General features: G+C 71.3%; 19 protein-coding genes. 4 read left to right on the forward strand and 15 right to left on the reverse strand.

Annotation, left to right across the window (positions count from 1 at the left end):
* The first annotated feature begins 45 nt into the window (after positions 1 to 45).
* Positions 46 to 480 carry a transcriptional repressor gene (locus B7C62_09290; GenBank protein ARF72443.1) on the forward strand — a complete coding sequence of 145 codons (435 nt, stop codon included), beginning with the start codon at positions 46 to 48 and terminating at the stop codon, positions 478 to 480.
* Positions 481 to 613: 133 nt separating this feature from the next.
* Here B7C62_09290 and B7C62_09295 read toward each other — a convergent pair whose 3' ends face one another.
* The 4 genes from B7C62_09295 to B7C62_09310 all read right to left on the reverse strand — a co-directional run bounded on the left by B7C62_09295 (position 614) and on the right by B7C62_09310 (position 5,085).
* Positions 614 to 1,459: an isoprenyl transferase gene (locus tag B7C62_09295; protein ID ARF72444.1), complete on the reverse strand. Its 846-nt coding sequence runs from the start codon at positions 1,457 to 1,459 to the stop codon at positions 614 to 616.
* An 89-nt stretch (positions 1,460 to 1,548) separates the two neighbouring features.
* Positions 1,549 to 2,295, reverse strand: a complete 747-nt coding sequence (locus B7C62_09300) for a DNA repair protein RecO (protein ARF72445.1) — start codon at positions 2,293 to 2,295, stop codon at positions 1,549 to 1,551.
* Positions 2,296 to 2,354: 59 nt separating this feature from the next.
* On the reverse strand, positions 2,355 to 3,032 hold the full coding sequence (locus B7C62_09305) for a hypothetical protein (GenBank protein ID ARF77067.1): 678 nt from the start codon (positions 3,030 to 3,032) through the stop codon (positions 2,355 to 2,357).
* A 256-nt stretch (positions 3,033 to 3,288) separates the two neighbouring features.
* The gene (locus B7C62_09310; protein ID ARF77068.1) at positions 3,289 to 5,085 is read right to left on the reverse strand and encodes a 2-isopropylmalate synthase; all 1,797 of its coding nucleotides are present in this window, start codon (positions 5,083 to 5,085) and stop codon (positions 3,289 to 3,291) included.
* 291 nt (positions 5,086 to 5,376) lie between these two features.
* Between B7C62_09310 and B7C62_09315 the strand changes: the two genes are divergently transcribed.
* Together B7C62_09315 and B7C62_09320 are read left to right on the forward strand one after the other, a co-directional pair.
* Positions 5,377 to 6,459 carry a peptidase M4 family protein gene (locus tag B7C62_09315; GenBank protein ARF72446.1) on the forward strand — a complete coding sequence of 361 codons (1,083 nt, stop codon included), beginning with the start codon at positions 5,377 to 5,379 and terminating at the stop codon, positions 6,457 to 6,459.
* 106 nt (positions 6,460 to 6,565) lie between these two features.
* Positions 6,566 to 6,832, forward strand: a complete 267-nt coding sequence (locus tag B7C62_09320) for a hypothetical protein (protein ARF72447.1) — start codon at positions 6,566 to 6,568, stop codon at positions 6,830 to 6,832.
* A gap of 153 nt (positions 6,833 to 6,985) precedes the next feature.
* Here the strand turns inward: B7C62_09320 and B7C62_09325 are convergent, their stop codons facing one another.
* The 8 genes from B7C62_09325 to B7C62_09360 all read right to left on the reverse strand — a co-directional run bounded on the left by B7C62_09325 (position 6,986) and on the right by B7C62_09360 (position 15,069).
* Entirely contained in the window at positions 6,986 to 7,951 is a 966-nt protein-coding gene (locus B7C62_09325) for a GTPase Era (GenBank protein ARF77069.1), read from the reverse strand.
* A gap of 94 nt (positions 7,952 to 8,045) precedes the next feature.
* Positions 8,046 to 8,408 carry a cytidine deaminase gene (locus B7C62_09330; GenBank protein ARF72448.1) on the reverse strand — a complete coding sequence of 121 codons (363 nt, stop codon included), beginning with the start codon at positions 8,406 to 8,408 and terminating at the stop codon, positions 8,046 to 8,048.
* A gap of 61 nt (positions 8,409 to 8,469) precedes the next feature.
* Complete coding sequence (locus B7C62_09335; GenBank protein ARF77070.1) at positions 8,470 to 9,261, reverse strand: nucleotidyltransferase; 792 nt, start codon at positions 9,259 to 9,261, stop codon at positions 8,470 to 8,472.
* Between the two features lie 167 nt (positions 9,262 to 9,428).
* Positions 9,429 to 9,785, reverse strand: coding sequence for a DNA-binding protein (locus B7C62_09340; GenBank protein ARF72449.1), 357 nt, complete (start codon positions 9,783 to 9,785; stop codon positions 9,429 to 9,431).
* Positions 9,782 to 11,077: a hypothetical protein gene (locus tag B7C62_09345; GenBank protein ID ARF72450.1), complete on the reverse strand. Its 1,296-nt coding sequence runs from the start codon at positions 11,075 to 11,077 to the stop codon at positions 9,782 to 9,784. The genes B7C62_09340 and B7C62_09345 overlap by 4 nt, the downstream gene beginning before the upstream one ends.
* Positions 11,074 to 11,571: an rRNA maturation RNase YbeY gene (locus B7C62_09350; protein ID ARF72451.1), complete on the reverse strand. Its 498-nt coding sequence runs from the start codon at positions 11,569 to 11,571 to the stop codon at positions 11,074 to 11,076. Before B7C62_09350 ends, B7C62_09345 begins: the two co-directional genes overlap by 4 nt.
* A gap of 12 nt (positions 11,572 to 11,583) precedes the next feature.
* Entirely contained in the window at positions 11,584 to 13,728 is a 2,145-nt protein-coding gene (locus B7C62_09355) for a phosphate starvation-inducible protein PhoH (GenBank protein ARF72452.1), read from the reverse strand.
* A 153-nt stretch (positions 13,729 to 13,881) separates the two neighbouring features.
* Positions 13,882 to 15,069, reverse strand: a complete 1,188-nt coding sequence (locus B7C62_09360; protein ID ARF72453.1) for a sugar kinase — start codon at positions 15,067 to 15,069, stop codon at positions 13,882 to 13,884.
* 430 nt (positions 15,070 to 15,499) lie between these two features.
* On the opposite strand from B7C62_09360, the gene B7C62_09365 reads away from it, so the two are divergent.
* Positions 15,500 to 16,852: an MFS transporter gene (locus tag B7C62_09365; protein ARF72454.1), complete on the forward strand. Its 1,353-nt coding sequence runs from the start codon at positions 15,500 to 15,502 to the stop codon at positions 16,850 to 16,852.
* On the opposite strand, the gene B7C62_09370 is transcribed toward B7C62_09365, so the two are convergent.
* The 3 genes from B7C62_09370 to B7C62_09380 are packed head-to-tail and all read right to left on the reverse strand — an operon-like array spanning position 16,816 to position 19,136.
* Complete coding sequence (locus B7C62_09370) at positions 16,816 to 17,808, reverse strand: adenosine deaminase (GenBank protein ARF72455.1); 993 nt, start codon at positions 17,806 to 17,808, stop codon at positions 16,816 to 16,818. The two genes, B7C62_09365 and B7C62_09370, sit on opposite strands and share 37 nt — an antisense overlap.
* 30 nt (positions 17,809 to 17,838) lie before the next feature.
* Positions 17,839 to 18,750, reverse strand: a complete 912-nt coding sequence (locus B7C62_09375; GenBank protein ID ARF72456.1) for a ribonuclease Z — start codon at positions 18,748 to 18,750, stop codon at positions 17,839 to 17,841.
* Between the two features lie 26 nt (positions 18,751 to 18,776).
* Positions 18,777 to 19,136, reverse strand: coding sequence for a histidine triad nucleotide-binding protein (locus B7C62_09380; GenBank protein ID ARF72457.1), 360 nt, complete (start codon positions 19,134 to 19,136; stop codon positions 18,777 to 18,779).
* Between the last annotated feature and the right edge of the window lie 129 nt (positions 19,137 to 19,265).

Consider the following 19,265-nt stretch of genomic DNA (forward strand, 5'->3'; position numbering starts at 1 on the left):
GGCACAATGGCCCGACACATGTACGGGCGACACGAGGAGGCACCTGTGGCCACGGCGCCGATCAGTGGCACGAACGCAGCGCCGGTACGCGGCCGGTCCACCCGGCAGCGGGCGGCAGTGGCGGCGGCCCTCGACGAGGTCGACGAGTTCCGCAGCGCCCAGGAGCTGCACGACGTCCTCAAGCACCGCGGCGACTCCGTGGGCCTGACCACGGTCTACCGGACGCTTCAGTCCCTCGCCGACGCCGGTGAGGTCGATGTCCTGCGCACCACCGAGGGCGAGGCCGTCTACCGGCGGTGCTCGACCGGCGACCATCACCACCACCTGGTCTGCCGGCTCTGCGGCAAGGCGGTGGAGGTCGAAGGCCCCGCCGTCGAACAGTGGGCCGAGACGATCGCCGCCCAGCACGGCTATGTGAACGTCGCGCACACCGTCGAGATCTTCGGCACGTGCGCGGAGTGCGCCGCGAGCAAGAAGTAGGCGCGGACCACAGCGGCCCCACAGAAGCCGCGTACGCGGAAGGCGCGAGTACGTACAGCGCGAGCACGTAAAAGAAGGGCCCGGTACGCTACCGGGCCCTTCTTTTACGTCATCTTTTACGTCATCTATGACGTCACTTCCCGGCGGTCTCCGCGGACCCCGCGCCCCCTGCGGCCTCCATCGCCTCCGCCCCGCCGAAGCGGCGGTCGCGCTGGGCGTACTCCAGGCAGGCCCGCCACAGGTCCCGGCGGTCGAAATCCGGCCACAGAACGTCCTGGAAGACCATCTCCGCGTACGCGCTCTGCCAGATCAGGTAGTTCGAGGTGCGCTGCTCGCCGCTGGGGCGCACGAAGAGGTCCACGTCCGGCATGTCCGGGTAGTAGATGTACTTCTGGAACGTCTTCTCGTTGACCTTCGACGGGTCGAGCCTCCCGGCCGCCACGTCCTGGGCGATGCGCTGCGCGGCGTCCGCGATCTCGGCGCGGCCGCCGTAGTTGACGCAGAAGTACAGCGTCATCCTGTCGTTGTCCTTCGTCTGCTCCTGGGCGACCTGGAGCTCCTGGACGACGGACTTCCACAGCTTGGGCATCCGGCCCACCCAGCGGATACGGATGCCGAGCTCGTCCATCTCGTCGCGGCGGCGGCGGATCACGTCGCGGTTGAAGTTCATCAGGAACTTCACCTCGTCCGGCGAGCGCTTCCAGTTCTCGGTGGAGAAGGCGTAGAGCGAGAGGTTCTTGACGCCCATCTCGATACACCCCTTGAGCACGTCCATGACGACGCCCTCGCCGACCTTGTGGCCCTCGGTGCGGGGCAGTCCCCGCTCCTTGGCCCAGCGGCCGTTGCCGTCCATCACGACGGCGACGTGCCGGGGCACCAGCTCGCCGGGGATCTTCGGCGGGGTCGCGCCCGAGGGGTGCGGCTCGGGGGTCTTGTACGTGCGCCGGTTGCGGCCGCCGAGTATCCCGCGTACTGCCATGAGCTTCTCAGTCTCCCTGTGTCACTTCTTCACGCAACGCGTGACTCTCTTGAGGACCCGCCTCTTGACCCGCCTCTTGAGGGCCCGCGTCACTTCTCCACGTACCGCAGCGAGCGCAGACCGCGCTCCAGGTGCCAGTGCAGATAGGCGGACACCAGCCCGCTGCCCTCCCTGACATGACGTGCCTCGCACGCGTCCGCCGTCGCCCAGTCGCCGCTGAGCAGCGCGCTCAGGAGCCCCAGGGCCTGTGCCGAGGGTACGACGCTGCCGGGGACCCGGCAGTCACCGCATATGACGCCCCCCGCCGCGACGGAGAAGAACCGGTTCGGACCCGGCATCCCGCACTTGGCGCAGTCCTCGAAGCTGGGCGCGTACCCGTTGACCGCGAGCGAGCGCAGCAGGAACGCGTCCAGGATGAGGTGGGGCGCGTGCTCGCCCCGGGCGAGGGTGCGCAGGCCGCCGACGAGCAGCAGGTACTGCTGGACCGCCGGTTCGCCCTCGTGGTCGGTGAACCGCTCGGCGGTCTCCAGCATGGCGGTACCGGCCGTGTAGCGGGCGTAGTCGGCGACGATCCCGCCGCCGTACGGGGCGATCGTCTCGCTCTGGGTGCAGAGCGGCAGACCGCGGCCGACCAGCTCGCTGCCCCGGGCGAAGAACTGCACGTCGACGTGGGAGAAGGGCTCCAGGCGGGCGCCGAACTTGGACTTGGTGCGGCGCACCCCCCGGGCGACAGCGCGGACCCGGCCGTGGCCCCGGGTCAGGATCGTGATGATCCGGTCGGCCTCGCCCAGTTTCTGCGTACGCAGCACGACACCGTCGTCCCGGAACAAGCTCATGGGGCCATTGTCGCGCACGCCCGGACGGCCGTACGCCCCCAGGAGGGCTCTGGAGGAGCCTAGGAGGGCGTACGGGCGGCGGCGGCCAGCAGGCGGGCGGTGTCCTCGGCCGGGAGGTCCAGGGCGCTGCCGACGACGGTCAGCACCTCGCGCTCGGCGTGGCCGTAGGGTCCGTCGGCGAGCGCGATCCTGGCCCCCTGGAGGAGGACCGACTCACGGCCCGGGACGGCCAGGTGCGGGGCGAGCGGGGCCAGCACCTCGTGCAGCTCGATGGCGAGGGTCGCGCCGCACGCCTCGGCCGCCGGGTCGGCCCCGGAGCCGTACCCCGTGTCGGCGGCGAGCACCTCCACCACGGTGTACAGCTGCTCCTGGGTGCAGTCGTCGAGCCCGGCGTCGCGGACGACCCCGACGGCGGTGTCCAGGACCGTACGGGAGGTGGTCCCGCCGGCCGCGAGGACGGCCAGGGTGACGGTGTGGACGGCCTCCCGGAGCATCGAGGAGAACCGGGTGGTGGTGGGGTGGTCCAGGGCGTCGGGGGCGAAGCGGGCGCGGCAGGCGGCACACTCCACGACGGGCCCGGTCTCGCCCCGGCGGGCCAGCGGAATGCCGAGGACGGTGAGCCGGCGGCGGCCGGTGAGGCGGCGGTAGTTGCGGTCACCGCCGCAGCCGGGGCAGAAGAAGGCCCCGTCGCCGACGGTGTCCCAGACCGTACGGATGCCGCAGAAGACCGGCTTCAGAGCGCGTTGTCCTTTGACTGGCCGCACGTCGCACACCTCCGTAACGCTCCGGCAACACTGCCGTGTGTTGGACGTGATGTTAGCCACATGCGTGATGTGGCGTCAGTAGCCCGGAGGTCACAACCCCGGGATATGGCCGAACCCCGACCGCCCGGAGCGGGCGATCGGGGTTCCTGGACTGCCCTTTACAGGGTCAAAGCGGACGTCCGTACGAAGGGGCGTCCGGCAGCGCCCAAAAGAAGGGGGCCGGAAGCGGTCAGCGGGAGGAGCGGTTGACCGCGGAGACGACCGCCTTGAGCGAGGCGCGGGTGGTGTTGGCGTCGATGCCGATGCCCCACAGGACCTTGCCGTCGATCGCGCACTCGATGTAGGAGGCGGCCTGGGCGGAGGCTCCCTCGCTCATCGTGTGCTCGGTGTAGTCCAGCAGCCGGGCGTCGATACCGATGGCCTGCAGCGCTTCGAAGAACGCGGAGATCGGGCCGTTGCCCGTGCCGGTCAGCACGGTGTCGGTGCCGTCCACGGTGGCCTCGACGGTCAGGGTGTCCCGGCCGTCGGTGTCGGTGGTGGTCTGGCCGGAACGGAGCTGGATGCGACCCCAGGCATTCTCGGCGTTGGGCAGGTACTCGTCCTGGAAGACGGACCAGATCGCGGCCGGGGTGACCTCGCCGCCCTCGGCGTCGGTCTTGGCCTGGATGATCCGGGAGAACTCGATCTGCATCCGGCGCGGCAGGTCCAGCTTGTGGTCGTTCTTCAGGACGTACGCGATACCGCCCTTGCCGGACTGCGAGTTGACGCGGATGACGGCCTCGTAGGAGCGGCCGACGTCCTTCGGGTCGATCGGCAGGTACGGCACGGCCCACTCGATGTCGTCGACGCTCTTCCCCTGGGCGGCCGCGTCGGCCTCCATGGCGTCGAAGCCCTTCTTGATGGCGTCCTGGTGGGAGCCGGAGAAGGCGGTGTAGACCAGGTCGCCCGCGTACGGGTGGCGGGGGTGGATCTCCATCTGGTTGCAGTACTCGCTGGTACGGCGGATCTCGTCGATCTGCGAGAAGTCGATCTGCGGGTCCACGCCCTGCGAGAACAGGTTCATCCCCAGGGTGACCAGGTCGACGTTGCCGGTGCGCTCGCCCTGGCCGAACAGGCAGCCCTCGATGCGGTCGGCCCCGGCCATGATGGCCAGTTCGGCCGCCGCCACCGCCGTACCCCGGTCGTTGTGCGGGTGGACGGAGAGGCAGATGTGCTCGCGGCGGGTCAGGTTGCGGGACATCCACTCGAAGCGGTCCGCGTGGGTGGAGGGCGTGGAGCGCTCCACGGTGGCGGGCAGGTTCAGGATGATCTCGCGGCCCTCCTCGGGCTGCCAGACGTCACAGACCGCCTCGCAGACCTCCAGGGCGAAGTCCAGCTCGGTGTCGGTGAAGATCTCCGGGCTGTACTGGTAGCCGAAGATCGTCTCGGGACCGAGGATCTTCTCCGCGTACTCCATGACCAGCCGGGTGCCGTCCACCGCGATCTGCTTGACCTGCTCCTTCGAGCCCCGGAAGACCACGCGGCGGAAGGTGGGGGCGGTGGCGTTGTACAGGTGGACGGTGGCCCGGCGGGCGCCGACCAGCGACTCGACGGTCCGCTCGATCAGCTCCTCGCGGGCCTGGGTCAGGACGGAGATCGTCACGTCCTCGGGGATCGCGCCCTCCTCGATGATGGAGCGCACGAAGGCGAAGTCGGTCTCGCCGGAGGACGGGAAGCCGACCTCGATCTCCTTGTAGCCCATGCGTACGAGCAGGTCGAACATCTCACGCTTGCGGGCCGGGGACATCGGGTCGATCAGCGCCTGGTTGCCGTCGCGCAGATCGGTGGACAGCCAGCGGGGCGCGACGGTGATCCGGTTGTCGGGCCAGGTGCGGTCGGCGATGTCCACGGCCTCGTAACCGCGGTACTTGTGGACCGGCATCCCGGACGGCTTCTGGAGCTGCGTGGCGTTGGTGATCGGGGTGGGGCGGCCGACAGCGTTGCTCGCGGGGTTCACAGCACCGGCAGGGTTCACGGGCGTCGTCATGACGTAGGGCTCCTCGGGGTCCGACATGGGGTCGGCCGACGGTGTCGCTGCAGCACCAGACTCCGCGGGGAGGGGGTCGGCCTACGACTACAGGCCCTCGCCGCGGCAGCTAAGGAGAAGCAGCCCGAAACGCATGATGCGACGAGCGTAGCCGAGGGTGGCCCGGGGTGTCGGTCCGTATCAGTATGCGGGACCGGTCATCAATGAGGGAAAACCGTGACTCATCACTCCTTCTCGTCAATCATCGTCGCAACCAGTGACAGGTCAGTGACGGAGTGCCACAGTCGGATCATGCAGCCTCGAACCCATGACGACGGGCTGAACCCCGTCTTCTGCACCATCGTGCCGCCCCACGTCCTCGACAAGCTGTCGCACTCCGGCGACGCCCGGCTGGCCGACCCGGCCCGCCGCACCCTGGAGGCCGACGGCCTCCGCCGGAACCACCGCCGTATGACGGCCCTGGCCGCCGCGCCCGCCACCCCCACGGCGGGCGCGGTCCCCGCGAAGCCCCACCGCACCCTGTACGACTGCGAGAACGGCACGTCGCTGCCGGGCACCAAGGTCCGCGACGAGGGCGACAAGCCCACCTCGGACGCCAGCGTCAACCGCGCGTACGCCGGGCTCGGCGCCACCTTCGACCTGCTGCTCTCCGCCTACGGGCGCAGCTCGATCGACGGCAAGGGCCTGCCGCTCATCGGCTCCGTGCACTACGGCCGCGAGTACAACAACGCGTTCTTCGACGGCGAGCAGATGGTCTTCGGGGACGGCGACGGGGAGATCTTCCTCGACTTCACGTACGCCATCGACGTCATCGCCCACGAACTGGCCCACGGCCTCACCCAGTACACCGCCAACCTGCGCTACGAGGGCCAGTCGGGCGCGCTCAACGAGTCGGTCTCCGACGTCTTCGGCTCGCTGGTCAAGCAGTACTCGCTGGGCCAGAGCGCGGAGCAGGCCGACTGGCTGATCGGCGCCGGACTGCTGGCCCCCCGGGTCAGCGGGGAGGCCCTGCGCTCGATGAAGGCTCCCGGTACGGCGTACGACGACGATGTGCTCGGCAAGGACCCGCAGCCCGCCTCCATGGAGGAGTACGTCGAGACGGAGGAGGACAACGGCGGGGTCCACATCAACTCCGGCATCCCCAACCGCGCCTTCTACCTCCTGGCCACGGCCCTGGGCGGCAACGCCTGGGAGCGGGCCGGGCAGATCTGGTTCGACGTGCTGACCGGCGGCGAGCTGACGGCCACCGCGGACTTCGCGGAGTTCGCCCGACTGACGGTCGCGGCGGCGGGGAGCCGGTTCGGGGAGCGCGGCGAGAAGGAGGCGGTCCTGAAGGCATGGTCCGAGGTGGGCGTACCGACGGCGGCGGAGTGAGACCCGTGAGGCGGGGGTGAACGTCCGGTCCGGGCACCCCGCGTCCCGCCCCGGCCCCCGTGAGGCGGGGTTGAGGCCCTGCCCCGGCCCGGCTAGACAGGACCCCATGCGTATTCAGGTCACCCGCACCGGCGGCTTCGCCGGCATCTCCCGTACTCAGGCGATCGACACCGAGGGCCGTGAGGACGCGGCGGAGTGGGAGTCGCTCGCCGAGGAGGTCCTCGCCACCACCCCGGACGCGCCGCCGTCCGGGGTGCCGGACGGATTCCGGTACGCGGTCACGGTCGGGGACCGCACCGTGTACTGCGCTGACCCCGATCTGACCGGGGCGCAGCGCACGCTGGTCTCACGCGTTCTCAAGGAGGGCGCGTGAGACCGGCACCTGTTCTGCGAAGACCCTAGAAGCCCAGCTTCCGCAGCTGCTTGGGGACCCATCTCCACGGCCGCACTCGCGCCCTTCGGCCCCAGGGGGCCTCAGCGGCTTCGCGCGGCTGCGGCGTCCTCCGGCCGCCGGTCCCGGCCCGGCTCAGAACCCGAGCTTCCGCAGCTGCTTCGGGTCGCGCTGCCAGTCCTTGGCGACCTTCACATGCAGGTCGAGGAAGACCGGCGTGCCGAGCAGCGCCTCGATGTGCTTCCGCGACTTCGTGCCGACTTCCTTCAGCCGCTTGCCCTTCGGGCCGATGATGATGCCCTTCTGGCTGGGGCGCTCGATGTAGACGTTGGCGTGGATGTCCAGCAGCGGCTTGTCCGCCGGGCGGTCCGTGCGCGGCAGCATCTCCTCGACCACGACGGCGATGGAGTGCGGCAGCTCGTCCCGTACGCCCTCCAGCGCGGCTTCGCGGATCAGCTCCGCGACCATGACCATCTCGGGCTCGTCGGTGAGGTCGCCCTCCGGGTAGAGCGGCGGGCTCTCCGGGAGCAGCGGGGCGATGAGGTCGGCGAGCAGGTCGACCTGCTTGTCCCCGACCGCCGATACGGGCACGATCTCGGCCCACTCGAAGCCCAGCTCGTCCGCGAGCGCGGAGACGGCGAGGAGCTGTTCGGCCAGCGCCTTGGAGTCGACCAGGTCGGTCTTGGTGATGATGGCGATCTTGGGGGTCTTCTTGATCCCCGCGAGCTCCTTGACGATGTACTTGTCACCCGGGCCGAGCTTCTGGTCGGCGGGCAGGCAGAAGCCGATGACGTCGACCTCGGCCCACGTCGTGCGCACCACGTCGTTCAGCCGCTCGCCCAGCAGCGTGCGCGGCTTGTGGAGGCCGGGGGTGTCGACCAGGATCAGCTGCGCGTCGTCGCGGTGGACGATGCCGCGCACGGTGTGCCGGGTGGTCTGGGGCCGGTTGGAGGTGATCGCCACCTTCTGGCCGACCAGAGCGTTCGTCAGGGTGGACTTGCCCGCGTTGGGGCGGCCCACGAAGCAGGCGAAACCGGCCCGGTGGGGGGCGTCGTTCTCCGCCCGCTGGGCAGCGGCTTCTTGGTTCGGTCGAGCGCTCATGGCGACCATTCTCCCCGATCGCGGCGGCGCTCCCGTACAGCGGTCCGCACGGACGCGCCGGAAGGGCGCCGCCGGTCCCGGCGGGCCGGGTCCGTCAGCCCGCGGTGACCCGCAGCCGGAGGGCGCCGTCCGGGCCCGCGAGCAGCACCGGGGTCTCGGGTCCGCCCAGGTCCCGTACGGCGGCGCGGTCCGCGTCGGCGGGGGTGTCGGCGGTCGAGACGACGGCGGCGGCCTCCAGCGAGGTGGCGCCGCTGGCCACCGCCATGGCGACGGCGGTCTGGAGGGCGCTCAGCTTCAGCGACTCCAGCGCCACGGTGCCCGCCACATACGTACGCCCGGTCTCGTCGCGTACGGCGGCGCCCTCGGCCACTCCGTTGCGGGCGCGGGCGCTGCGCGCCAGGGTGACGATCTTGCGGTCCTCGGCGTCGAGGTCGGTGGTGCCGGTGGTGTCGGTCATAGCACGAGCATACGAAGGGGCCGGGAGCGGCGGATCATGCGCCCCGGCGCGGGCCGCGCGGCTACCCGGGAGCGGGTGCGGGCCCGCCGTCGGCCCCGGCGCGGAGACGGTCGATCCGGGCGAGCACCTCGCGCGCGTGCGGGCGGACCCGGGCGGTCAGCGCGGGGCTCCAGCGCTCGTCCGCGTAGGGGGTGGTGCGGTACAGATCCCGGGCGTGCTCCAGGACGGGGCGGTGTTCGGCGGGGAGCCGGGCGAGGGCCCAGTCCGCGGCGGTGTCCTTCGGCAGGATCTCCCCGGTGGCGAGGGTCGCCCAGACCCGGGCCAGGGTGAGCAGGACGTTACGGGTGTCGTCGGCGAGTTCGTCGAGGAGTTCCGGGAGGCCCGCGACGCTCGCCCGGACCAGGTCGGCGTGGGGCACGGGGTCGATGAGCCGGGCGGGCGGCTGCCCGGTGAGGGGGCGGCCGCCGGTCCGGGCGGTGGTGAGGAGCAGGGCCAGGTCCGGCAGGGACGCGGGGAGCGGCGGTCCGCCCGTGGTGAACTCCGCGCGCAGCCACTCGCCGTAGAGGAAGTCCGCGGTCGGCGGGTAGCGCCAGGGGCGGATCTCGGCGTGGACGACGACGGTGAGCTCCACCGGCCGGACCCCGGCGCTGAGTCCGGAGATCTCCAGCAGGCCCGCCAGCAGCGCCCGCCGCCGGGCCGGGTCCAGGCTCCGCCGGGTGATCGCCAGGATGTCGAGGTCGCTGGCCGGCCGCAGCCCGCCGAGGACGGCGGAGCCGTGGAGACAGGCGCCGATGAGGTCCGGCCCCAGCACGTCCCGGAGCAGGCCGGTGGTGCGGTCGAGCTGTTCCGTCATACCGCTGCTCCGGGGTCGGTCCATGCCGCTGTTCCCGGGGCGGTCCATGCCGGTGCTCCGGGGTCGGTCCACCATGCCGCTGTTCCGGGGCCGGTCCCTACCGCTGCTCCGGGGGCGTCCGCCGTCGGTGGTCCGGACGTGGTGGCCCGTGCTCCGCCGGACACGTCCTACGGCCGGTCCAGCCGGAGCCGGTCCGCTCGCGGGAGACCGGCGACCACCAGGTCGTAGGAGTCCTCGATCAGCTCGCGCAGCAGCCGGTCCGGGACGCCGGAGACGGTCACCGTGTTCCAGTGGCGCTTGTTCATGTGCCAGCCGGGCACGATCGCCGCCGGGTGCTCCTCGCGGAGGCGGACCGCCTCGTCCGGGTCGCACTTGAGGTTGACCGTCAGCGGGTCCTCGTCCAGCGTGGCGAGGGCGAACATCTTGCCGAGCACCTTGAAGACCGAGATCTCCGGCCCGAACGGGAACTCCTCCACGCTCGCGTTGAACTCCAGGCAGAAGGCGCGCAGCCGCTCGGGGGTCATACCGTCTCCGTCTCCGCTTCCTTCTCCTCGGGCTCCACCAGCACCGTGACGATCTTGTTGCGGCGGCCGGCCGGGGACTCGGCGGTGAGCCGGAGCTTACGGCCGTCGGGCAGCTCGATCGCGGCCGACGCACCGGCGATCGGGACCCGGCCGAGCGCCTTGGCGAGCAGTCCGCCGACGGTCTCCACGTCCTCGTCGTCGTACTCGTCGAGCCCGAACAGATCGCCGAGGTCCCCGATGTCGAGGCGGGCGGTCACCCGGTAGCAGCCGTTCTCCAGCTCCTGGACGGGCGGCAGTTCGCGGTCGTACTCGTCGGTGATCTCGCCGACGATCTCCTCCAGGATGTCCTCGATCGTGACGATGCCCGCCGTGCCGCCGTACTCGTCGATGACGACGGCGACATGGCTGCGGTCCCGCTGCATCTCGCGCAGCAGGTCCCCGGCGTTCTTGGTGTCGGGAACGAAGGCGGCGGGGCGCATCGCGGTGGCGACGGGGTCGGCCTCGGATTCGCGGTTGATGTGGGTCTTGCGGACCAGGTCCTTCAGATAGACGATCCCGACGATGTCGTCCTCGTTCTCCCCGGTGACCGGTATCCGGGAGAAGCCGGAGCGCAGGGCGAGGGTGAGGGCCTGGCGGACCGTCTTGAAGCGCTCGATGGAGACCAGGTCGGTGCGGGGCACCATCACCTCGCGCACCAGGGTGTCGCCCAGCTCGAAGACGGAGTGCACCATGCGGCGCTCGTCGTCCTCGATCAGCGACTCCGCCTCCGCGAGGTCGACCATGGCCCGCAGCTCCGCCTCACTGGCGAACGGGCCCTTGCGGAAGCCCTTGCCCGGGGTGAGCGCGTTGCCGATGAGGATCAGCAGCTGCGGGATCGGGCCCATGATCCGGGCCAGCGGCAGCAGGACGTACGCCGAGGCCGTCGCCGTGTTCAGCGGGTGCTGGCGGCCGATGGTGCGCGGGGAGACCCCGATGGCGACATAGCTGACGAGGACCATCACGGCCATCGCGAAGGCCAGCGCCTCCCAGGTCTCGGGGAACTTCTGGAGGCAGACGTAGGTGACGAGCACCCCGGCCGACATCTCGCAGGCGACCCGCACCAGCAGCGCCACGTTGAGATAGCGGGTCGGGTCGGCGGCGATCTGCGCGAGCTTCGCACTGCCGCGCCGCCCGGACCGGACGGCTTCGTCGGCCCGGAAGCTCGACGTACGGGCGATGCCCGCCTCGGCGCAGGCGGCCAGCCAGCCGATGACGACCAGCAGCACGGCACCGCTGATCAGGGAGGCGATCACGAGACGGTGGGGGCGGGGGATGCACCGGTGAGCCCCTGCTCACCGCGCCAGCCATCCACGATCGCGGCCTGGAGGCCGAACATCTCGGCCTTCTCGTCCGGCTCCTCGTGGTCGTACCCCAGCAGGTGCAGCACTCCGTGGACGGTCAGGAGCTGGAGCTCCTCGTCCATGGAGTGCTGCGTCGGCGCCTCTTCGCCCTGCTTCTTCGCGACCTCCGGGCAGAGCACGATGTCACCGAGGAGTCCCTGCGGGGGCTCCTCCTCGTCCTTGGCCGGAGGACGGAGCTCGTCCATCGGGAAGGACATGACATCGGTCGGACCGGGGAGGTCCATCCACTGGATGTGCAGCTGCTCCATGGCGTCGGTGTCGACCACGATCACCGAGAGCTCGGAGAGCGGGTGGATACGCATCCGGGCCAGTGCGTAGCGGGCGATGTCGAGGATCGCCTGCTCATCGACCTCGGTTCCGGACTCGTTGTTGACGTCGATCGACATGGTGCGCTGCGACTACTTCCCTTGACGCCGGTCGCGTCGGCCGTCTTCCCGGCCGTCCGCCTGACCGTCTCGTTGACCGTTTCGGCTGTCGTACTTCTCGTACGCGTCGACGATACGGCCGACGAGCTTGTGCCGGACGACATCCTGCGAGGTGAGACGGGAGAAGTGCACGTCCTCCACACCGTCCAGGATCTCCTGGACCTGCCGCAGCCCGCTCTTGGTGCCGCTCGGCAGGTCGACCTGGGTGATGTCACCGGTGATGACGATCTTGGAGTCGAAGCCGAGGCGGGTGAGGAACATCTTCATCTGCTCGGCGCTGGTGTTCTGCGCCTCGTCGAGGATGATGAACGCGTCATTCAGGGTGTTGTGCGTCAGCAGGTAGTCCTGGGTGACGTACAGCGAGTCCTCCGCCGCCACCTGGATGCAGACCGCCTCTTCGCGTCCGGCCGGCTCGATGCTGTCGATGAACCGCATCGGGCGGCCACCGCCGCCTGCCCCGTGATACTTCTCGGCCTTGCGGGCGAGCCGGAAGGGCTCGATGCCCTCGGGGAGACGGATGTCGACGACGTGGGCGTCGTAACGGTGGTGGACAGGCCGGCCCTTGGCGAGCCCGGGCACCCGGCCCGCCGCCGGACGTCGGCGCGTGTAAGCCACTCCGCCGAGCGACTGGACCAGGGCGATCACATCGTCGCGGAGGGCGATCGAAGCGGTCGTGTACTGGATGCGGCAGGTACGGTCCGGCTGTGTGACCGGACCGCCGTCGGCGTCCAGGAGCCCCTGGAGCACCCCGAGGCGGACCTCGGCGGAATTGTGCAGATAGTCGTCCGGGACGAACTTCGAGTGGGACCGGGTCCCAAGAAGCTCCAGCTGCCGCAGGATCGCGGTGACCGGGTTCTCCAGGGTCACCACATCGCCCAGTGCCCTGGTCCGGTTCAGCACGTAGTCCGGCCCGCCCCGGTGACGCAGGGTGACGCCCGTGAGCGCTCCTTGCAGGGCCTCGGCCAGCTCGGAGTCGGCCGTGGCGAACGACGGTGTTGTGGAGCCGGTGAGGCAGCCGTCACCGAGCAGCAGACCCAGTGCGTACGGGTCCATCGGGACCTCGCGCTCGGGAAAGCTGACGGGCGCGGTCAGCATCGGCAGCTCGTAACGGCGTGCGTGCGCCGCTCGGAGGTTGCCGATCATCTCCTTGGTCTCCAGGACCCGCCACGGCTTGTCCCGGCGGCGGTCGGCGGCGGTCCGGACCGTCCACAGGTGCTCGCCGCAGCACAGGGTCCAGGAGCCGTCCTGGGCGCTGACCCGGTAGATGTCCTTCTCGCCCTGGGGGTAGACGCCGAGGACGGGAGTCGGCTCGCCGTTGGAGCCGATGACAAGGTCACCCACCTCAAGGCTGCCGATGGGACGCCAGCCGTCGGGGGTGAGCACGTTGGTGAAGACCGGTTGCGCGCGGCCCCGCATATAGGCGAGCGGCGCCACCTCGATCGTGCCCGCCGCCATCAGGCGCGGGATCGAGTCGGGGTCGAGCATGTCGTGCAGGGCGTCGTAGAGCGGGCGCAGATACGGGTCGATCTTGTCGAAGAGCGTGCCCGGCAGGAAGCCGAGCCGCTCCCCCGCCTCGACGGCGGGGCGGGTCAGGATGATGCGGCTGACCTGCTTGGACTGGAGCGCCTGGACCGCCTTGGCCATGGCGAGGTAGGTCTTGCCGGTGCCCGCCGGGCCGATGCCGAAGACGATCGTGTGCTCGTCGATGGCGTCCACGTACCGCTTCTGGTTGAGCGTCTTGGGGCGGATGGTGCGGCCGCGGTTGGAGAGGATGTTCTGGGTGAGCACCTCGGCGGGTGTCTCGCCCTGGGGGTCCCCTTCGCCGGTGCCGGCCGCCCTGAGCATGGCGATCGACCGTTCCACTGCGTCCTCCGTCATCGGCGCTCCGGTGCGGAGCACGAGCATCATCTCGTCGAACAGGCGCTGGATGAGGGCGACGTCGGCCGCCTCGCCCGTGGCGCTGATCTCATTGCCCCGGACATGGATGTCGGCCGCCGGGAAAGCCTCTTCGATCACGCGCAACAGCGAGTCGCCCGATCCGAGGAGCATCACCATGGGGTGTGCGGCCGGGATGCGGATCTGGGCACGCGCCTGCGGCTGTGTGGATGACTGAGTCATGGGCCGGCCCTCGGGCCTGCGCATACCTCCCGTTGCAGGGTTCTCGCCGTTCGACAACCTCTGGGTCACCAAGCCTACGACTTGGCGGTGACAACACGGAGTTCTTTTACCGGCCGTGTGTGCGAGGGGTGTGTGGAGGCCGTCGGTGCCCGCTCACTGGCGGAAGCCGATCGTGGGCACCGCCCGCCGCAGCGGCCAGGCGCGGGCCGTGGTGGGCAGCAGCTCCTCCAGGAACGCGTACCGCTCCAGGGCGGCCGGGTCCTGGTCGTCGAGGGTGCGGATGCGCTGCCACCAGGCGGCGATCTCGGCCCAGCCGGGGGCGGAGAGGGAGCCGCCGAACTCCTGGACCGAGAGGGCGGCCGTCAGTCCGGCGAAGGCCAGGCGGTCCGCGAGCGGCCAGTCGGCCAGGGTGCCCGTGACGAACCCCGCCACGAAGACGTCCCCCGCCCCCGTCGGGTCGAGCGCCTCCACCTCGATGGCGGGCACCTGGGCGGCGGCCCCGGTCCGCCCGTCGACGGCGTACGCGCCCTCGGCGCCCAGGGTGACCACGGCGAGCGGGACCCGTTCGGCGAGGGCGTGGGCGGCGGCGCGCGGACAGTCGGTACGGGTGTAGCGCATCGCCTCCTGGGCGTTGGGCAGGAACGCCTCGCAGTGCGCCAGGTCGGGCAGCGCGTCCAGGTCCCAGCGGCCGGTCTCGTCCCAGCCGACGTCGGCGAAGATCCGCGCGCCCTGCCGGGCGGCCGCGGCGACCCAGGGTTCGCTGCGGCCGGGCACGAGCGAGGCGATGGCGGCCCGGGCGCGCGGCGGACACTGCGGGAAGACGGGGACGGACGCGGTGGGGGTGGAAGCGGGAGTGGAGGGGGCGTGGGCCGTGGAAGCGGACGGGGCGGCTTCCGCACCGCCCGGTTCCGCCCGGCCCGGGAGTGCTGTCGGCGCCGGGGCCTCGTGGCCGTGGGAGACCATCGTGCGCTCGCCCTCGTACGCCATCGAGACGGTCACCGGGGAGTGCCAGCCGGGGACGGTGTGCGACATCGACAGGTCGATGCCCTCGCCCTGTTCGAGCGCGTCCCAGCAGTACTCCCCGTAGTGGTCGTCGCCGAAGGCGGCGGCGAGGGACGTGCGCAGGCCGAGGCGGGCGAGCGCGGTGGCCATGTTGGCGACGCCGCCGGGGCTGGAGCCCATGCCCCGGGCCCAGGACTCGGTGCCGCGCACGGGGGCGCTGTCGAGGCCGGTGAAGATGATGTCGAGGAAGACCGTGCCCGTGAGGAAGACGTCGCAGGCGGGGTCCTGCGGGGCGCGCAGCGCCAGCAGCGGGTCGATCCCTGGAGTGTCAGTGCTCACCGTGCGCTCCCGGCCGTGCGGCAGATGCAGTTCTGGACAGTGTGAGATCCGGCCAGTGTGCCCGATAAGGGTGCCGGGGCGGAGTCCCCCCGCCGATGCGGAGGGCGTCGGCGCGTCCACCCTGACCTGCATAAACATGCGCCGCTACCCGGCTTCCGGGCGCATAAACGCATAAGTGGCCCAGATCACAGCGAGGCGGCTTTCGGTCGGCTGGTAGCGCTTGATACAAATTGCCCCGCGAGCACCTTCGGGGACGTTGCCCGACGAGAGCCGCACTTCTCGCATCTCCCCGTATTTCACTGTATTCCCCCTGCATTGCCCTTCCCTTTTCCCGCGTGCTCGGCACGGCTCCGCTCCGCCCTGCCCCGCGCGCGTCGCTCCACCCCCCTCCCCTCCCCCTGCCTGCTCAGGCATGTCTTCAGGAACGCCCATGTCCTCGCGCCCGCGCGCCGCGTGGCCTCTGGTCGCCGTCTTCACCGCCGGTTACCTCGCCTCCTATCTGCTCCCCACCGTCGTCGGCCGCCTCAGCGTCCATCTCGGGCTGAGTTCCGCGCAGGCGGGCCTGGTCGGCAGTGCCCTGCTGCTCAGTTCGGCGAGTGCCGGGTTCACGCTGGCGGGCCGGGTCGAGCGGTACGGGTCCCGCACCCCGGCCCGGATCGGTCTGGTGCTGGCCGCCGTGGGGTACGGCTGCGCCGCGCTGGCCGGGTCCGTACCGCTGGTGGTCCTCGGTGTGATGGTCGGCGGTTTCGGCTCGGGCACGGCCACGGCGGTCGCGGCGGCCGGGATCGCCGCGCAGCGCGACCCGCACCGGACGTCCTCGCTCGGGCTGCTCACCGTCTCCGCCACGGCGGGCGCCCTCTATCTGACGATCCCGCACCTCGGCGGCGGCCACCGGGTGCCGTTCGTCGCGATCGCCCTGGCCGCCCTGCTCGTCTGGCCCGCCACCGCACGGCTGAACGGGCCCACGGCCCCCGAGGAGTCCGCCGCGCAGATCACCGGGCGGCTGCCGCACCGCCGCTCCGGTCTCGTCCTGGCGGGCGGCATGCTGGTCTGGTCCATGGCGCAGAACGCGCTGTGGGGCGTCAGCAGCCGCATCGGCATCACCCAGGCGGGGCTGACCGAGGTCACCGTCGGAGTCGTCTTCGCCGCCGCCCTCGGCGCGGGGCTGCTGGGCGTCATGGGCGCTGGGGTGCTCGGCGCGCGGGTGGGCCGGGCGGTGCCGATCGGGCTGGGGACCGTGGTCATCGCGGGGAGCATCGTGCTCAGCTCCTCGGCCCGGGACCTCACCTCGTTCGCGACCGGCGAGATCCTCTGGAACACCGTCTACCCGGTGGTCCTCTCCTATCTGATCGGCCTGGCCGCCTCCCTGGACGTACGGGGCCGCTGGGCGGTCCTGGCGGGCTCGGCCTCCTCCGTGGGCGTGGCCTGCGGGCCGCTCCTGGGCAGCGTGCTCTCCGAGGAGGCCGGCTATCCGGTGATGGGGCTGATCCTCGGCGCGGCCACCCTCCTGGTCGCCGCGCCCGTCACCGCCGTGGCCCTGCACACCGGTGGCCGCCCGCTGGTGCCCGGCTCGGTCCGCCGTCGCGGTGGCGCCCCGGCCGCGCTGCTGGCCGCCACCACCGGCAGCCTCTCCGGCGCGGTGCCGAAGCTCGGCTCACCGGAGCAGCCCGTCACCGAGCTCCGCGTACGGCGCAGGCGGCTGGTGCGCAGCGCGATCCGGACAGCCGGGCCGGACGGCGGGCCCGGTCAGTCGAACGCGTACGCCTCGACCTCGGACAGATAGCGCGCCCGGCGCTCCTCGTCGTGGTCGAGGAAGGCCGCCTGGAAGGAGTTGCGGGCCAGGGTGCGCAGTTGTTCCGGCTCCAGGGCGAGGGCGTCCCGTACGGCGTCGAAGTTGTCCCCCGCGTACCCGCCGAAGTAGGCGGGGTCGTCGGAGTTGACCGTGCAGAGGAGGCCCGCCGCCATCATCTCCGGCAGCGGGTGGTCCTTCAGCGTGTCGACCGTGCGCAGCCGGACGTTGGAGAGCGGGCAGAGCGTCAGCGGCACCCGGTCCGCGACCAGCCGGGCCACCAGCTCCGGGTCCTCCATGCAGCGCAGCCCGTGGTCGATCCGCTCGACGCCGAGGATGTCCAGGGCCTCCCGGATGTAGGACGGCGGCCCCTCCTCCCCCGCGTGGGCCACCTTGCGCAGCCCGAGGGCGGTGGCCGCCTCGTACACCGCGCGGAACTTGGCGGGCGGGTGGCCGACCTCGGCGGAGTCCAGGCCGATCGCGCTGATCCGGTGGAGGTAGGGGCGGGCGGCGTCCAGGGTGCCGAGGGCGGCCTCGGCGGAGAGGTCGCGGAGGAAACACAGGATGAGCTGGGTGGAGACGCCGTGGGTCTCCTCGCTGCGCTCCAGGGCCCGGCTCAGCCCCTCGATGACCGTGCCGATGGGGACGCCCCGGGCGGTGTGGGCCTGCGGGTCGAAGAAGATCTCGGCGTGCCGGACGCCCTGGGCGGCGGCGCGGGCGAGGTAGGCGTCGGCGAGTTCGGTGAAGTCCTCCTCCGTCCGCAGCACGGCCATGAGCGCGTAGTAGAGGTCCAGGAAGGACTGGAGGTCCTCGAACCGGTAGGCCCGGCGCAGTTCGTCGGTGGTGGCGTACGGCAGGGTCACCCCGTTGCGCTCCGCGAGGGCGAAGGCGAGTTCGGGCTCGAGGGTGCCTTCGATGTGGAGGTGGAGTTCGGCCTTGGGGAGGTGCACGGTGTCTCGCAAACGGTGGTGCTGGTGGGGTCAGTGGTGGCGAGGGGGCAGCGGGACCCGGATCAGATCCTGGGCCACGGTGAGCTCGCCGTCGAACCCGGCCGCGCGGGCCTGGGCCTCAAAGAGTTCGGGGTCGCTGTAGCGCTGCGAGAAGTGGGTCAGCACCAGATGGCGTACGTCCGACTCCTTCGCGACCCGGGCGGCCTGGCCCGCGGTCAGATGGCCGTGGTCGGTGGCGAGCTTCTCGTCCTCGTCGAGGAAGGTCGACTCGATGACGAGCATGTCGCACCCCTCGGCGAGCGCGTACACCCCGTCGCAGAGCCGGGTGTCCATGACGAACGCGAACCGCTGCCCGCGCCGGTGCTCGGAGACCTGCTCCAGCGTGACGCCGCCGAGTGCGCCCTCGCGCTGGAGACGGCCGACATCCGGTCCGGCGATCCCGTGCTCCTTGAGGAGGGCGGGCAGCATCCGGCGGGTGTCGGGCTCGGTGAGGCGGTAGCCGTACGACTCGACGGGGTGCGAGAGCCGGTGGCTGTCCAGGGTGTACGAGGACGTGGTGGCGAGGACCCCGCCGGTCCCGGTGACCGGGGTCTCGGTCAGCCGGACGGTCTCGCGGTAGGCGGTGGCGTACCGCAGCCGGTCGAAGAAGTGCTGCCCGCTCGCCGGGTAGTGGGCGGTGACGGGGTGGGGCACCTGGTCCAGGTTGATGCGCTGGATCACCCCGGCGAGCCCGAGGGAGTGGTCGCCGTGGAAGTGGGTGACGCAGATCCGGTCGATGTCGTGCGCGGCGACCCCGGCCCGCAGCATCTGGCGCTGGGTGCCCTCGCCGGGGTCGAAGAGGAGGCCCTCGCCGTCCCAGCGCAGCAGATAGCCGTTGTGGTTGCGGTGCCGGGTCGGGACCTGGCTGGCGGTGCCGAGCACCACCAGCTCGCGTACGGACATGGGGAAACGCTCCTGCGGTGCGGGGGTTATCCGGGGGGCCACTGGAGGCCGCGGCCCCCGAGGACGTGGGCGTGCGCGTGGAAGACGGTCTGGCCGGCGCCGGAGCCGGTGTTGAAGATGACCCGGTAGCCGGTGGAGTCGATCTTCTCGTCGGCGGCGACCGCCCCGGCCTCGGTCAGCACGTCGGCGGCGACCTGCGGTTCGGCGGCGGCCAGCGAGGCGGCGTCCGGGTAGTGGACCTTGGGGATGACCAGGACGTGGGTCGGAGCCTGCGGATTGATGTCGCGGAAGGCGACGGTGGTGTCGCTCTCCCGGACGATGGTCGCCGGGATGTCTCCCGAGACGATCTTGCAGAACAGGCAGTCGGTCTGCGGCTCTCCCGCCATGGCTCCGGGCCTCCTCGCTCGCTGATGATCAGTACGGCTCATGCTAAGCCTTCGTGCCGGGCGGCCGGGTGGCGTTCGGCCCGGACCCCGGCCTCGGTCCAGCCCGTGTGCCCCGTACGCCCGCCGGGC

The organism is Kitasatospora albolonga, assembly GCA_002082585.1.
Lineage (GTDB): Bacteria > Actinomycetota > Actinomycetes > Streptomycetales > Streptomycetaceae > Streptomyces > Streptomyces stephensoniae.

What these genes read in the sequence shown, in the direction of transcription:
- B7C62_09380 (ARF72457.1), bottom strand. Translation starts at nt 19,136, where the DNA reads ATGGCGGGAGAGCCGCAGACCGACTGCCTGTTCTGCAAGATCGTCTCG.
- B7C62_09320 (ARF72447.1), top strand. Translation starts at nt 6,566, where the DNA reads ATGCGTATTCAGGTCACCCGCACCGGCGGCTTCGCCGGCATCTCCCGT.
- B7C62_09295 (ARF72444.1), bottom strand. Translation starts at nt 1,459, where the DNA reads ATGGCAGTACGCGGGATACTCGGCGGCCGCAACCGGCGCACGTACAAG.
- B7C62_09335 (ARF77070.1), bottom strand. Translation starts at nt 9,261, where the DNA reads ATGACGGAACAGCTCGACCGCACCACCGGCCTGCTCCGGGACGTGCTG.
- B7C62_09375 (ARF72456.1), bottom strand. Translation starts at nt 18,750, where the DNA reads ATGTCCGTACGCGAGCTGGTGGTGCTCGGCACCGCCAGCCAGGTCCCG.
- B7C62_09325 (ARF77069.1), bottom strand. Translation starts at nt 7,951, where the DNA reads ATGAGCGCTCGACCGAACCAAGAAGCCGCTGCCCAGCGGGCGGAGAAC.
- B7C62_09340 (ARF72449.1), bottom strand. Translation starts at nt 9,785, where the DNA reads ATGACCCCCGAGCGGCTGCGCGCCTTCTGCCTGGAGTTCAACGCGAGC.
- B7C62_09310 (ARF77068.1), bottom strand. Translation starts at nt 5,085, where the DNA reads ATGACGACGCCCGTGAACCCTGCCGGTGCTGTGAACCCCGCGAGCAAC.
- B7C62_09365 (ARF72454.1), top strand. Translation starts at nt 15,500, where the DNA reads ATGTCCTCGCGCCCGCGCGCCGCGTGGCCTCTGGTCGCCGTCTTCACC.
- B7C62_09315 (ARF72446.1), top strand. Translation starts at nt 5,377, where the DNA reads ATGCAGCCTCGAACCCATGACGACGGGCTGAACCCCGTCTTCTGCACC.
- B7C62_09300 (ARF72445.1), bottom strand. Translation starts at nt 2,295, where the DNA reads ATGAGCTTGTTCCGGGACGACGGTGTCGTGCTGCGTACGCAGAAACTG.
- B7C62_09355 (ARF72452.1), bottom strand. Translation starts at nt 13,728, where the DNA reads ATGACTCAGTCATCCACACAGCCGCAGGCGCGTGCCCAGATCCGCATC.
- B7C62_09330 (ARF72448.1), bottom strand. Translation starts at nt 8,408, where the DNA reads ATGACCGACACCACCGGCACCACCGACCTCGACGCCGAGGACCGCAAG.
- B7C62_09350 (ARF72451.1), bottom strand. Translation starts at nt 11,571, where the DNA reads ATGTCGATCGACGTCAACAACGAGTCCGGAACCGAGGTCGATGAGCAG.